Origin of the sequence: Oceanobacillus sp. FSL W7-1304 (assembly GCF_037969805.1) — a bacterium.
Taxonomy (GTDB): Bacteria; Bacillota; Bacilli; order Bacillales; family Amphibacillaceae; genus Oceanobacillus; species Oceanobacillus profundus.
The window spans coordinates 3,121,720-3,135,253 of the sequence record NZ_CP150211.1; the positions used below are offsets into that span (position 1 = coordinate 3,121,720).

A 13,534-nucleotide genomic window follows, 5' to 3' on the forward strand; every position below is an offset into this window, starting at 1 on the left:
GGTACCAGGAAAAATTCGAGGAGGAATTAACATGCAAAAGGTAGATAAAGAGTTTTCATTACAGCCTGTACCACAGGCAAATCGGAATGGTTTCTGGAAAATGTTCATGCTTATGATGGGGTTAACATTTTTCTCAGCAAGTATGCTTTCAGGTGGACAACTAGGAACAGGGCTAACATTCACGGAGTTTATTTGGATTGTTATAGCTGGTAATTTATTGCTTGGAATCTATACGGGGGCACTTGCTTTTATTGCGGCGAAAACAGGTTTATCTACACATTTGCTTGCACGATATGCTTTTGGTGAGAAAGGCTCTTATTTATCATCGTTTTTATTGGGGATAACACAAGTGGGCTGGTTCGGTGTCGGTGTGGCAATGTTTTCTGTGCCGGTTCATGCAGCAACTGGTATTAATATGTATGTATTGATAATTGTTTCAGGACTATTGATGACAGCGACGGCTTTCATTGGAATCAAAGCTTTAACCGTTCTAAGCTTTATCGCTGTGCCTTCCATCGCACTTCTTGGTGGGTATTCTGCGCTAAATGCAACAAATGCTGCGGGGGGAATTGAGGCGCTAATGGGCTATCAACCGGCAGAAGCGATGGGATTAGCGACTGCATTGACGATATGTATCGGTTCCTTCGTTAGTGCAGGAACACTTACACCAGATTTCGCCCGTTTCTCCAAAACAAAGCGTACAGCGGTATCGACTACCGTTGTTGCATTCTTTATCGGTAACTCGTTTATGTTTTTGTTTGGAGCAATTGGGATGTTTGCGTTTGGTTTAGCTGATATTTCGGAAGTAATGTTTATGCAAGGGCTGATGCTTCCGGCTATTATCGTGCTCGGGCTGAACATCTGGACAACGAATGATAATGCGTTATATGCATCTGGATTGGGCTTTTCGAATATCACAAAGATTGCTAAAGGGAAGCTTGTTATTGTTAATGGTGTGCTTGGTACAGCAGCTGCAATGTGGTTGTTTAATAACTTTGTTGGCTTTTTAACGATATTAGGTTCAACCTTGCCATCGATTGGTGCACTCATTTTGTTTGATTTTTTCATCCTAAGAAAAGGAAAGTATCAGGCATTTGAAACAATGAAATTCAAAGCAGTCAATTGGATCGCAATCGTATCGTGGATTGGCGGGGTTGCGATTGCTAATTTGCTTCCCGGTATTCCGCCGGTTAACGGCATTATTGGAACGGGTGTGCTCTATTTAATCGGAATGGTTATTGCTGAAAAAGCAGCTGCAAAATCTGGGTTAGAACAAGGAAGAAAAGGAGAATTAATTCGTGAACATTAAAAATGCAAAGCTAAGAGGAAAAGAAGGTTTATGGGATATTGAAGTCGTGGATGGGAAAATTAATCAAGTTTCTCCTGGTATAGAAGGTGGAGATGACCCAAACGCTTTGGATGTAAATGGGGCGCTTGTGCTTCCTCCATTTATTGAACCGCATATTCACTTGGATACAACGCTCACTGCTGGTGAGCCAGCATGGAATCAAAGTGGGACGTTATTTGAGGGGATACAGCGCTGGTCCGAGCGGAAGGAAACATTAACAATTGAGGATGTAAAAGTGAGATCAAAAACGGCATTAAAATGGCAAATTGCACAAGGGATTCAGCATGTACGCACACATGTTGATGTTACTGATCCAGACCTGACAGCTTTACAAGCAATGCTAGAAGTGAAGGAAGAAGTCGCGCCATATGTAGATTTGCAGCTTGTTGCTTTTCCACAGGAAGGAATTCAGTCGTTTCCAAAGGGAGTTGAATTGCTTGAGGAAGCATTAAAGATGGGAGCAGATGTTGTCGGTGGTATCCCGCATTATGAATTTACCCGGGAATATGGTGTATCCTCCATGAAAACTGCCTTTGACCTTGCGGAAAAATATAACCTGCTTGTCGATATTCATTGCGACGAAATTGATGATGAACAGTCACGCTTTGTAGAGGTTGTTGCAACCGAAGCATATGAACGAGGACTTGGATCGCGTGTAACGGCAAGCCATACAACGGCAATGGGATCTTATAATGATGCTTATGCATCCAAGTTATTTCGTATTTTAAAAATGTCGGGGATTAACTTTGTATCGAACCCTCTTGTAAATATTCATTTACAAGGTCGCTTTGATACGTATCCGAAACGCAGAGGGCTGACAAGAGTAAAAGAATTACAGGAAGCTGGCATGAATGTGAGCTTTGGTCATGATGATATTTTTGATCCATGGTATCCACTAGGAACCGGAAATATGCTGCAAGTATTGCATATGGGGATTCACGTCGCTCAATTGATGGGATATGAACAAATTGTTAATTCGATCGACATGATTACAACAAACAGTGCGAAAACATTACACATTGATGATCGGTATGGCATTGAAGCCGGAAAACCAGCTAACTTTATCGTACTTGATGCTGAAAATGAATATGAAGCAATTTGGAAGCAAGCGAAAGTGAGATATTCTATTCGGAATGGAGCCATTATTGCTGAAACAAAACCAAGTGAGACGACTGTCACTTTGGATAAAACGGAATACGTAGACTTTAATAAGGCATAACCGTTTGCGGTTATGCCTTTTGGCTTGTTGGTTGTCCAGATTGAGCGTTGATAATGGATTAGCTGTATGGAAATACTGAAGTTTACAAGGTAAACGATGAAGATTAAAGAAAAAATACTGAAGTTCACAAATAGGGTCCGTGCGTCCGTCGACCTTGACAGAATACTTCGTCCAGTTAAACTCTACACTAATTACTCGATAAATTTGCTATAATGGATGCATTGTTTAAATATAGGAGTGTCTGAGATTGTTGAAATTAGGAAAAATTATCACCCATATAGCTGTATTATATGGAATCTTTTTAATCGGAAACTGGATTCAATTAACGTTTCATTTGATAATCCCTGGCAGTGTGATTGGAATGATTCTGTTATTTATATTGCTTTACACAAAGAGTATAAAAGTGAGTTGGATTGAAGATGGCACACGATTATTTGTTAGCCATTTAACATTGTTTTTCATCCCTGCAACAGTAGGTATCGTGAACTATTTGCAGCTTTTTACAGGTGAAGGAATTTTATTAATCATCATTGTACTTATAAGCACGGCACTTGTTATGGGAATATCTGGTGTTGTAAGCCAGTGGTTTGTTAGAAAGAAGGAAATGCATCATGAATAATATTGTAATAGGCTTGTTAGCTATTATAGGAACATTAATCGTATATCTTTTTATGTGGAAGCTTCATCGCAGAATTTTGCTTCCAGTTACATTGCCGATTTTTCTAGGATCTATTGTTATTGTTTTGATATTACTTATTTTTCATATTGACTATGATACGTATATGATTGGGGGCGAATGGATTAATCAGCTGCTGGGCCCGGCAGTAGTTGCATTAGCTTATCCGCTGTATCAGCAGCGTGATCTTCTTAAACGGCTATTTTTTCCAATCCTGATGGGTACCTTTGTTGGTGCTGTTGTTGGAATTATGTCTGGTGTTTTGCTCGCGAAATGGCTTGGAGTTGAAGAATTCATTATTTATTCATTAGTGTCCAAATCCGTGACTACACCTGTTTCGATTGTGATTGCCGACTCCCTGGGAGGTGCGATGCCTCTTGCGGCAGTTTTTGTTATGCTTGCTGGAATGTGTGGTGTGCTGATAGCCCCATTTATATTTAAGGCTTTTAAAATTGATCATGTCATCGGACGAGGAGTAGGAATTGGGAGTGCATCCCATGCAATTGGTACAGCTCGGGCGATGGAAGACGGACCATTAGGAGGATCTGCCAGTACGGTTGCAATGGTGTTAAGTGCCATAATTGTATCGATTATTGCGCCGATTTTAGTTGAGTGGATGATATAAACACAAACAGAATCTTTGATAAATTGGATTTGCTTTGAAATAATGAAGTGGGTTTCCAAAATCTATCGTCAAAGGGGATGTACAAATGAAGGTTTTAGTAATTGGAGCAAATGGTCAGATTGGTAAACATCTCGTACGTTTACTTCAAGAAAGTGAAGAGCATACGTTAACAGCGTTGGTTCGAAAAGAAGAGCAGGCAAAGGAACTGGAAGCATCTGGTGTGGATGCTATTTTGGCTAATCTGGAAGATAGTGTAGATACACTGACCCAAGCAGTAATCGAATCAGGTGCTGAGGCTATCATTTTCTCAGCAGGATCAGGAGGAAGTACTGGACCGGATAAGACATTGCTTATTGACTTAGATGGAGCGGTTAAATCGATGGAAGCAGCAGAAAGAGCAGGCGTCAGTCGGTTTGTTCTTGTCAGTGCCATCCAGGCGCATAATCGCGAGAGCTGGGCAGATAGTCCAATTAAACCTTATATGGTTGCGAAGCATTATGCAGACAAAGAGCTGGAGGCTAGTTCTCTAAACTATACAATCGTAAGACCTGGCAACTTATTAAATGAACCTGCAGTCGATAAGGTTTCAGTAGCGGAAAACTTAGAAAGAGGCGGTATCCCAAGAGAGGATGTAGCCAAAGTATTGATTGCTGCGTTAACGGAAGAAGCTACGTATCGGAAAAGCTTTGATTTAGTTTCGGGGGAATCAGAAATTGCGGATGCGATTAAACAACTATAATATGATTTGAAATTTTTAGCAGGCGTATGCTAAAATGAATATAGAATATTTCTTTGACATCTGTCAAAGGGGAGTAGCGGTGGAATCAAGTGATTCCAAAATAAAGTCGTCATTACATGATGGATTCCATCATCGGCTTTATTGGCAGAACATGCTAAGCGAGACCTTTGCCCAATCGTGGGTTAGGTCTCGCTTTTTTTGGGTAAACAGGGGAATGTATAACCTATCTACCTGTATCGTAAAAAGAGTTTCTAATCCCGGTGGTTGACGAAACAGAAGAGGTAAAATCGCCCTGAGCTTGTACACCTGCTAAGGACTAGGTAATTGTAGGTTTCAAAGAAAGATCAGATAAAAAAATTAACAAAAATCATGTTCATGAATAATGTCTTGCTTCAGAAGACAATCTATTCGTAGCGAATTGAACATCAAAAAGGAGTTCGTTCATGTTGGAATTTTACCGTAAAGATACCGAATCTGTTTTAAAAGCTGTACAGTCATCGGAAAATGGATTAACTTCTGATGCTGTAAAAGCAAAACTCGAGCAAGATGGCTACAATGAATTAAAAGACAGGGAGAAGGTTTCGACTTGGAAGCTTTTTCTAGAAACGTTTAAAGATCCAATGGTTATTGTCCTCCTGGTAGCCGCTGGAATTCAAGTTGTATTGGGAGAAATTGCAGAATCACTGATTATTTTTCTCGTTCTACTTATTAATTCCGTTATTAGTGTCGTGCAGACAAAGAAAGCGGAAAGCTCTCTAGATGCCTTACGCGATATGTCGGCTCCAGAGGCAAAGGTAATCCGTAATGGTCAGTCACAAACGATACCAGCAAGGGAACTTGTTCAAGGAGACATCGTGACACTTGAAGCTGGTGATTATGTTCCTGCTGATGGTCGAATTATTGCCAGTGGTTCACTAAAGGTAAATGAAGGGATGCTAACGGGTGAATCGGAAGCAGTTGAAAAGAGTACCGATATGATTATGGAAGAGGTGACGCTTGGAGATCGAGTCAATATGGTGTTCAGCAGCTCGCTTGTTGCCTATGGTCGTGGCACCTTTGTTGTGACTGGGACAGGAGAGCAGACGGAAATCGGAAAAATTGCGGAGATGATTTCTACCGCTGAAGAAAAGCAAACACCATTACAACGGAAGCTTGAATCGTTTAGTAAAAAGCTCGGTATTGGGATATTGTTGCTTTCCATCTTAATTTTCGCTGTACAAGCCCTTAGAATTTGGTTTGGTGGGGCAGATGTTGATACAAGTACTGCAATTTTAAATGCGCTTATGTTCTCCGTAGCAATTGCAGTAGCAGCCATCCCAGAAGCGTTATCGTCGATCGTTACGATTGTACTATCTGTTGGAACAAATAAAATGGCTAGACAGCATGCGATTATCCGAAAACTTCCTGCTGTAGAAACGCTCGGTTCAACTAGTGTCATCTGTACTGACAAAACTGGAACATTGACACAAAATAAAATGACCGTAACGGATTATTTTATTCCAGGTGAGTCGGGAAGCGAGCTCGCGGAGGATCCGGAAAACTGGAATGAGTCGGAGCGGATGCTTGTGAATACAGCAGTGCTCTGTAATGATTCCTTTATTAATAGTGATGGCGGGGAGATTGGAGATCCGACAGAGGTTGCCCTTATTAATTTTTCCAATAAAAATAATAATGACTATGAAGCAGTTCGGGAAAAATTTAAGCGCGAAGCAGAATTGCCGTTTGATTCGGATCGTAAATTGATGTCCACAGTACATCGCATGGATGGTGAAACAACAATGCTGACAAAAGGCGGCCCGGATGTCATGTTTGACCGTGCCAGCCATGTACTATACAAGGGAAAGGAAGAACCGGTAACAGATGAATTACTGGCATTATTTGAGCAGGCCAATGAAAGTTTTTCAGATCAGGCATTGCGTGTGCTGGCATACGGCTATAAACGCCTAGCTGATGGACAAACAGATATTACAGAGGAAGATGAGAAGGATCTTGTGCTTATAGGCCTTACTGCGATGATTGATCCGCCGAGAGAGGCTGTCTATGGTTCGATTGAAGAATCGAAAAAAGCAGGGATTCGTACAGTTATGATTACAGGTGATCATAAAACAACTGCACAAGCGATTGGTCGTGATATTGGACTTATGGGGGACGATGATATTGCTTTAACTGGTAAGGAGTTGGATGCCTTATCGGATGAAGAGTTAGATAGGAAGCTTGAGCAAATCGCAGTCTATGCACGTGTTTCCCCAGAAAACAAAATTCGAATTGTTCGTGCATGGCAGAAGAAGGATAAAGTCGCAGCCATGACAGGTGATGGTGTTAACGATGCACCGGCACTAAAACAGGCGGATATTGGTATTGCAATGGGAAGTGGTACGGATGTAGCGAAGGACTCTTCTGCGATGATTTTAACGGATGATAACTTTGTCTCGATTGTTAATGCAGTTGGTGTTGGCCGTACCGTGTTTGATAATATTAAAAAGGCAATTGGATACTTGTTTGCTGGTAATTTAGGGGCAATTATCGCCATTCTCTATGCCGTTATTTTCAATCTGCCAAATCCATTTACGGCGTTGCAGCTTCTGTATATTAATTTAGTAAATGATTCGCTTCCAGCAATTGCATTAGGAATGGAAAAGTCAGAACCTGACGTGATGGAAAGAAAACCACGTCGGACAGACGAGGGAATTTTCACTCGGGATACGTTGCAAGCTGTTCTAACAAGAGGACTGTTGATTGGTATCGCTGTTATCATTTCCTTCTATATTGGATTAAGCCATTCAAATGAAATGGGAGTCGCAATGGCGTTTACGACACTCATTTTATCACGTACATTGCAGACATTCGCAGCTAGATCGAATACACAAACAGCATTTGGAGCGGGGTTCTTTAAAAATAAATATGTCATAGGGGCTGTCTTCCTTGGGTTTATTCTATATGGCATAACAACTCTTCCATTTGCCCGAGATGTATTTAACATTCCACAAAGCTTTGGCTGGAATGAAGCACTTGTAGCGGCAGCTCTTGCTCTTGCAGCCGCTGTGCTCATGGAAATCGTAAAAATTTCATTTCATCGTTTCTCAAAAGATAAGTAATCAAATAGCCATGTGCCTGTTAGGGGTGCATGGCTTTAGTCGTTTGTATCCGGCGGAGGAAAATATGTAGCTTTAAAATTAAGTTTGATCATTTTCTATCTATGATCTTCCACAATTTGCGCTTTTGTGAAAGATTTATGATTAATGCTTTATTTTTTAACGAATGCATCCTTTGAAACAAACTTATAATTCCTTTGTCATAAATACGCTATTTGGGTCCTCAATATAATACGAAAATGGCTTGCAATATTGAAACCCGAAGTTTGCATACATTCTCCTAGCTGGTTCAAATGCATCCATTGATCCCGTTTCCAGACTTAACCGTCGATAACCACGTTGCTTGGCTTCGTCAATAATTCGTTGAAGAATTCGCTTCGCTACACCTTTTCTTAGATGGGATGAAGATGTTCGCATTGACTTGATCTCTCCATGATGGCGATTAAGTTCTTGAAGTGTTCCGCAGCCAACTAATTCATTTCCTTCCCAAGCACTCCAGAAAGTAATTTCTGGTTTTCGCAATCCTTCAAGATCAAGTGCATGTTTACTTTCTGGTGGGGAATGTATTCTCATGCTCTGAATGTGCTCGCTTAGCAATTCAGCCACTTCAGATCCAGTTAAATCATCAATTCTAAGATCCATAAAAATCCTCTCCTTGTATAAGATTAGTGACAGTCTATATTCTAAACTACATACTTCGAGTATTTACGAATAGCCCCCTCTTTCCTGTTTCAATTGGCTTGATAATGGAATAATACTTAATTTTATTGTAACGATAAAAGATCCCTTTGGACAACGCAAATCCAAATGTAGTAAAACAGTGCAACCTTTTTACAACCGGTTAAACTTTATTTCGGATCCGGGAAATATTATATTTACCAAAAAAATATTAAAAAACTATTGAATTATTATACAAAATGATGCATAATAATTCATTAATAGCACAAACGAGAGGAGAAACAAAAATGGCAAAGGAAAAAATCGTCTTGGCATATTCCGGAGGTCTTGATACTTCCGTTGCAGTGAAATGGTTACAGGATAAATATAATTATGATGTGATTGCGGTGGCGCTCGATGTTGGTGAAGGTAAAGATTTAGAGTTTGTTAAAAAGAAGGCGCTGGACGTTGGTGCGATCAAATCGTATGTAATTGATGCAAAAGAGCTCTATGCGAATGAATATGTATTACCAGCATTACAGGCAAATCTATTATATGAAGGGAAATACCCACTTATTTCTGCACTATCTCGTCCATTAATCGCTAAAATTCTTGTTGACATTGCAGAAGATGAAGGAGCTGTAGCGGTAGCGCATGGATGTACAGGAAAAGGAAATGATCAAGTCCGTTTCGATGTTGCCTTTACGGCTTTAAACCCAAATCTTAAAATTGTTGCACCTGTTCGTGAATGGGCAATGTCCAGAGAAGAAGAGATTGAGTATGCTCAGGCACATGGAATTCCGATTCCAATCAATTTAGATAGTCCGTATAGTATTGATCAAAACTTATGGGGACGTAGTAATGAATGTGGGATTTTAGAGGATCCATGGCAAGAGGCGCCAAAGGATGCGTTTGATCTAACAGCCGACCCAGTTGATGCACCAGATACGCCAGAGGTTATCCAACTTACATTTCAGCAAGGTAAGCCAATAGCATTGAACGGAGAAGAACTTTCACTCGATCAGCTGATTTTAAAATTGAATGAAGTTGCTGGAAAGCACGGTGTTGGACGAATTGACCATGTGGAGAATCGTTTAGTTGGTATTAAATCAAGAGAAATTTATGAAGCGCCGGCAGCAATGACATTAATTGCGGCCCATCAAGAGCTGGAAGCACTAACCTTACCAAGAGAGGTTGCTGAATTCAAGCCGATGATAGAACAAAAGCTGGCACAAACGGTCTACTATGGTTTGTGGTATTCACCACTAACAGAAGCACTTCAATCATTTGTGGAAAAAACGCAAGAGCATGTATCAGGTACTGTTAAAGTGAAGCTGTATAAAGGGCATGCGCAAGTTGTCGGACGTGAATCTGCCAATTCGCTCTATGACTTTGACCTGGCAACCTACAATAAAGCTGACGCATTCGACCATGATGCAGCACTTGGATTTATTAAGTTATGGGGCTTGCCAACACAGGTGCATGCTTCTGTTAATGGCACAGCGAAGAAAAAGAAGTCAATTGAAAAAGTGAAACTTGAAGTAAAGGAAGCTGTTAAATCGTGAAATTATGGGGAGGACGTTTTACCAAACCAACGAATCAATTAATGGATGAATATACAGCATCCATCCGATTTGATCAAAAACTAGCAGCCTATGATATTGAAGGAAGCCTTGCGCATGTTGAGATGCTCAAGGCTTGTAAGATTATCCCAGCAGGAGATGCTGATAAAATTGCAGAAGGGTTGCAAAGCGTTCTGAAAAAAATTGGATCTGGAGAAGCTGAGCTTACTGAGGAGCATGAGGATATCCATATGAATGTGGAAAAGCTCCTAATTGAAGAGGTCGGTACAGTAGGTGGGAAGCTGCATACTGGCAGAAGCAGAAATGATCAAGTTGCATTAGATATGCGCTTGTACTTGCGCGATGCAATTGGAACCATTATTCAGCTGCTTATTGATGTCGAGAGGGCTTTAATTAGCCAGGCAAAAGCCAATTTAGACACCGTTATGCCAGGCTATACTCACTTGCAGCGAGCGCAGCCCGTCTTATTCGGACATCATATGATGGCATATGTTTTCATGTTTCAGCGTGATGTGGAACGTCTAACCGATAGCTTAAAGCGGGTAAACAAATCCCCGCTTGGAGCTGGTGCCTTGGCAGGGACAACCTTTCCGATTGACCGGCAATTCGTCGCCGAAAGACTTGGCTTTGATGGTATTTGTGAAAACAGTCTTGACGCAGTTAGTGATCGGGATTTCGTCGTCGAATTCTTATCAAACGCTTCGTTAATTGCGATGCATCTTTCTCGTTTATGTGAAGAATTTGTGCAGTGGTCGAGTGCCGAGTTCAACTTCATCGAGCTGGATGATTCGTTTACAACAGGAAGCAGCATGATGCCACAGAAAAAGAATCCCGATGTCGCAGAGCTTGTTCGTGGAAAAACAGGGCGTGTGTACGGTCATTTAATGGGCATGCTGACAACGCTTAAAGGCCTTCCATTAGCCTATAACAAAGATATGCAAGAAGATAAAGAGGGCATGTTCGACACATTTGAAACATTAAAAGGCGCACTCGCACTATTTGCGCCAATGATTGAGACAATGCAGGTGAAGCAGGAAAATATGTATCAAGCCGTGACGAACGATTTTTCCAATGCAACAGACCTTGCGGATTATCTTGTTGAAAAAGGAATGCCATTCAGAGAGTCGCATGCGATTGTTGGCCAGGTGGTGCTAAATTGCATTCAAAACGGAAAGTATTTACTTGATTTAACACTTGATGAGTTCAAATCGTTCTCAGAGTTAATAGATGTGGATATTTTCGATGTGTTAAGGCCAGAAACGGTCGTTAATGCACGTGATGTTGCAGGCGGTACGGCTAGAAAACGTGTAGAAGTACAAATTGAGCAGGCACTAGCAGTTATTGAGGAACTGGCACTGCAGGAATAGTTATCTTAGAAAAAGCACTTGAACCATTTGTTCAAGTGCTTTTTCTAGTTGTATAGGAAACTAGAAAATTTGAATGCTGTTGATAACTTAGATACAGGATGAGCCACGTCCAGCTCCAGCGCCCAACGACTAGCGAGACTTCCCTCACCTCCGTACGATAAAGAAGACTTGCCGATTGGCTGTGCCAGAGGCTTAGTCGCACTTATACCCTGGCGGTGAAAGTCAACATCGACTCCCTGCAGTCGCCATGTTTCCTTTATCTCCTACGGCGCAGTCCGTACGTCGCTTACCGGGCGCTTGCACTTTTGTTCTGTCTGAAAAATATCGATTAGATGTGTATAATAAGGGGGAAGAATAAATATAAACTGAACAAATACGTTAGGAGCATACATAATGAAACTTATTGCATCAGATTTAGATGGTACATTATTAGATGAAGAGGGCGTTGTAAGTGAAGAAAATATAGCGGCAATTCAAAAAGCAGTTGCCCATGATATTCGATTTGTAGTAGCAACTGGAAGATCATATGATGCAGCCAATACACCACTAAAGCAAGCTGGGATTACGTGTCCCATTATTAGCTTAAATGGCGCAGTCGCTTATACAGAGGATAAACAATTAATTCGAACAGTTCCGATGGATAAATCGGTTGCAATGCAGGTTTTGGAAGTTTGTCGAGAAGCTGATATGTACTTGGAATTTTTCACGACCAATGGAATCTATTCGGTAAGCAAGAAATACTTCTTAGAAGTGCTTGTCGATATTATGAAATCAGCGAATCCCAATGCATCAGAGACAGAAATTCGGGAAAAAGCAGAACTGCGCTTTCAGGCTGAACCAGTCCAATTCATCGCTGATTACGATGAAATATTTGCTATAGAAAACTTAGAAATCTATAAGATTCTTGCTTTTTCGCTTGATAAAGAAAAGCTCGCATCTGCACGCGCACAGCTTAGCGGAGTAGCAGGAATGGCAATCACATCTTCTGGTGATATTAACTTGGAATTTAACCATCGAGATGCCCAAAAAGGAATTGCCTTAAAGCATTTAGCAGAAAGTATGGGAATTGACATGGTTGATGTGATGGCGATGGGAGATAACTGGAATGACGAAAGTATGCTCCGAACTGCAGGCCGAGGTGTTGCGATGGGGAATGCATCAGACGAAATTAAAGCACTTTGTTCCTATACAACAAAGGCAAATTATGATCATGGGGTCGCTTTTGCTATTGAGGAAATGTTGCGGACAATAAATGCCTAAATTGGTATTGAAAAGGAGGCGGGCCGAGTCTAGAGCGAGAATTGGGCCCAGCTTCCTAGTGCTTATAGTGAGCCCCATTTAATTTGGAAATACCTTCACAAGACTTTACGCAAATGTGTTTCATAATATGTATTACAGCAATAAATTCATTATAAACTGTTCACCAATAGGTCCGACTTTTCTCTTGCCTGTATCTTGAAACCCCACCTTTTTATATAATTGCTGGGCAGCTATATTTTTATGGTTAACAGCTAAAACGATTTCATTACAATTCGGAAATTCATCGGATACGAATTTCTTGAGTAGATTCATCGCTTGTTTTGCGTAGCCTTTTCCTTGCTGGGAGTGGTTTATTGAAAAGGAGGTTAACAGCATGGCCTGCTGATTATTTGTATAATCCTTCACTCGCTCAGTTGCATGCAATAAAAAGAAGCCAACCGGTTCAGTATGATAAAGGATAACAATACGAAACTGACCTTCTGATACATTTGCGAAATTTATTGGTAATGAAGTAAACTGACTTTGCTCTTTAGGCAGTTCAAAAGAATGCAGTAGATTTACGTGTTCATTTGAAAGGTGTTTTAGCTCTATGAAATTAGTTATATCCATTTTATTTCTCCTCATATGAATTATTCATCAGATACAAATTGCGTACGTTAAGATTAAACTACGAAATGCATTTGTTATATTTATAAGGATAAACAAATCACCCTTCACTTTGTATTGCCTTTACGTGCATATCTTTTATCGGCCGCACTTAGTATAAGTAAGATAGCAATTCCCAAAATAATTGCTTGTATAATCACAATCCATTTTCCAACTGAGGCTAATAATGAAAGCAAAAATAACAAGATTGGACTAAATAATATTAAAGAAAGCCCAATTACAAATGCCGACTTTTCAGGAAATGATTTGATTTTATCTAACATTTTTTCACCTTTTTCATTTGCTTTAGTACAAACCACCAG

The 13,534-nt window shown here is 40.5% G+C and carries 12 protein-coding genes and 1 riboswitch; of the genes, 9 read left to right on the forward strand and 3 right to left on the reverse strand.

The genetic code is table 11. The annotated features are described in order from the left end of the window. Positions 1 to 31: 31 nt before the first annotated feature. The 6 genes from codB (at position 32) to NYE61_RS15765 (ending at position 7,702) form a co-directional block, all read left to right on the forward strand. Positions 32 to 1,309, forward strand: a complete 1,278-nt coding sequence (codB, locus tag NYE61_RS15740) for a cytosine permease (protein ID WP_303446915.1) — start codon at positions 32 to 34, stop codon at positions 1,307 to 1,309. After that, a complete protein-coding gene (locus tag NYE61_RS15745; RefSeq protein ID WP_303446913.1) occupies positions 1,299 to 2,567 on the forward strand; it encodes a cytosine deaminase in 1,269 nt (422 codons plus the stop codon). The genes codB and NYE61_RS15745 overlap by 11 nt, the downstream gene beginning before the upstream one ends. A gap of 247 nt (positions 2,568 to 2,814) precedes the next feature. After that, positions 2,815 to 3,186 carry a CidA/LrgA family protein gene (locus NYE61_RS15750; protein WP_316246649.1) on the forward strand — a complete coding sequence of 124 codons (372 nt, stop codon included), beginning with the start codon at positions 2,815 to 2,817 and terminating at the stop codon, positions 3,184 to 3,186. Next, on the forward strand, positions 3,179 to 3,868 hold the full coding sequence (locus tag NYE61_RS15755; protein WP_118888425.1) for an LrgB family protein: 690 nt from the start codon (positions 3,179 to 3,181) through the stop codon (positions 3,866 to 3,868). Before NYE61_RS15750 ends, NYE61_RS15755 begins: the two co-directional genes overlap by 8 nt. A gap of 85 nt (positions 3,869 to 3,953) precedes the next feature. Further along, positions 3,954 to 4,607 (forward strand): SDR family oxidoreductase, encoded by a 654-nt coding sequence (locus NYE61_RS15760; RefSeq protein WP_118888426.1) that lies wholly within the window; start codon positions 3,954 to 3,956, stop codon positions 4,605 to 4,607. 56 nt (positions 4,608 to 4,663) lie between these two features. Then, positions 4,664 to 4,801: riboswitch (yybP-ykoY riboswitch) on the forward strand. A 249-nt stretch (positions 4,802 to 5,050) separates the two neighbouring features. Then, on the forward strand, positions 5,051 to 7,702 hold the full coding sequence (locus NYE61_RS15765) for a cation-translocating P-type ATPase (RefSeq protein WP_303446911.1): 2,652 nt from the start codon (positions 5,051 to 5,053) through the stop codon (positions 7,700 to 7,702). A 183-nt stretch (positions 7,703 to 7,885) separates the two neighbouring features. On the opposite strand, the gene NYE61_RS15770 is transcribed toward NYE61_RS15765, so the two are convergent. Beyond that, positions 7,886 to 8,341, reverse strand: coding sequence for a GNAT family N-acetyltransferase (locus tag NYE61_RS15770; RefSeq protein ID WP_303446910.1), 456 nt, complete (start codon positions 8,339 to 8,341; stop codon positions 7,886 to 7,888). A gap of 323 nt (positions 8,342 to 8,664) precedes the next feature. On the opposite strand from NYE61_RS15770, the gene NYE61_RS15775 reads away from it, so the two are divergent. From NYE61_RS15775 to NYE61_RS15785, 3 genes are all read left to right on the forward strand, one after another. Next, positions 8,665 to 9,921 carry an argininosuccinate synthase gene (locus NYE61_RS15775; protein WP_251660052.1) on the forward strand — a complete coding sequence of 419 codons (1,257 nt, stop codon included), beginning with the start codon at positions 8,665 to 8,667 and terminating at the stop codon, positions 9,919 to 9,921. Beyond that, a complete protein-coding gene (argH, locus tag NYE61_RS15780; RefSeq protein ID WP_303446909.1) occupies positions 9,918 to 11,306 on the forward strand; it encodes an argininosuccinate lyase in 1,389 nt (462 codons plus the stop codon). Before NYE61_RS15775 ends, argH begins: the two co-directional genes overlap by 4 nt. Positions 11,307 to 11,699: 393 nt before the next feature. Further along, the gene (locus NYE61_RS15785; protein ID WP_303446908.1) at positions 11,700 to 12,566 is read left to right on the forward strand and encodes a Cof-type HAD-IIB family hydrolase; all 867 of its coding nucleotides are present in this window, start codon (positions 11,700 to 11,702) and stop codon (positions 12,564 to 12,566) included. Positions 12,567 to 12,698: 132 nt separating this feature from the next. On the opposite strand, the gene NYE61_RS15790 is transcribed toward NYE61_RS15785, so the two are convergent. Continuing rightward, a complete protein-coding gene (locus tag NYE61_RS15790; RefSeq protein ID WP_303446907.1) occupies positions 12,699 to 13,175 on the reverse strand; it encodes a GNAT family N-acetyltransferase in 477 nt (158 codons plus the stop codon). Between the two features lie 104 nt (positions 13,176 to 13,279). Beyond that, on the reverse strand, positions 13,280 to 13,531 hold the full coding sequence (locus NYE61_RS15795) for a hypothetical protein (protein ID WP_303446906.1): 252 nt from the start codon (positions 13,529 to 13,531) through the stop codon (positions 13,280 to 13,282). Positions 13,532 to 13,534 lie beyond the last annotated feature (3 nt).

Bases quoted from the DNA above. Each gene is read 5' to 3' on its own strand.
- codB (WP_303446915.1), top strand. From the start codon at position 32: ATGCAAAAGGTAGATAAAGAGTTTTCATTACAGCCTGTACCACAGGCA.
- NYE61_RS15790 (WP_303446907.1), bottom strand. From the start codon at position 13,175: ATGGATATAACTAATTTCATAGAGCTAAAACACCTTTCAAATGAACAC.
- NYE61_RS15765 (WP_303446911.1), top strand. From the start codon at position 5,051: ATGTTGGAATTTTACCGTAAAGATACCGAATCTGTTTTAAAAGCTGTA.
- NYE61_RS15755 (WP_118888425.1), top strand. From the start codon at position 3,179: ATGAATAATATTGTAATAGGCTTGTTAGCTATTATAGGAACATTAATC.
- NYE61_RS15785 (WP_303446908.1), top strand. From the start codon at position 11,700: ATGAAACTTATTGCATCAGATTTAGATGGTACATTATTAGATGAAGAG.
- NYE61_RS15760 (WP_118888426.1), top strand. From the start codon at position 3,954: ATGAAGGTTTTAGTAATTGGAGCAAATGGTCAGATTGGTAAACATCTC.
- NYE61_RS15770 (WP_303446910.1), bottom strand. From the start codon at position 8,341: ATGGATCTTAGAATTGATGATTTAACTGGATCTGAAGTGGCTGAATTG.
- NYE61_RS15775 (WP_251660052.1), top strand. From the start codon at position 8,665: ATGGCAAAGGAAAAAATCGTCTTGGCATATTCCGGAGGTCTTGATACT.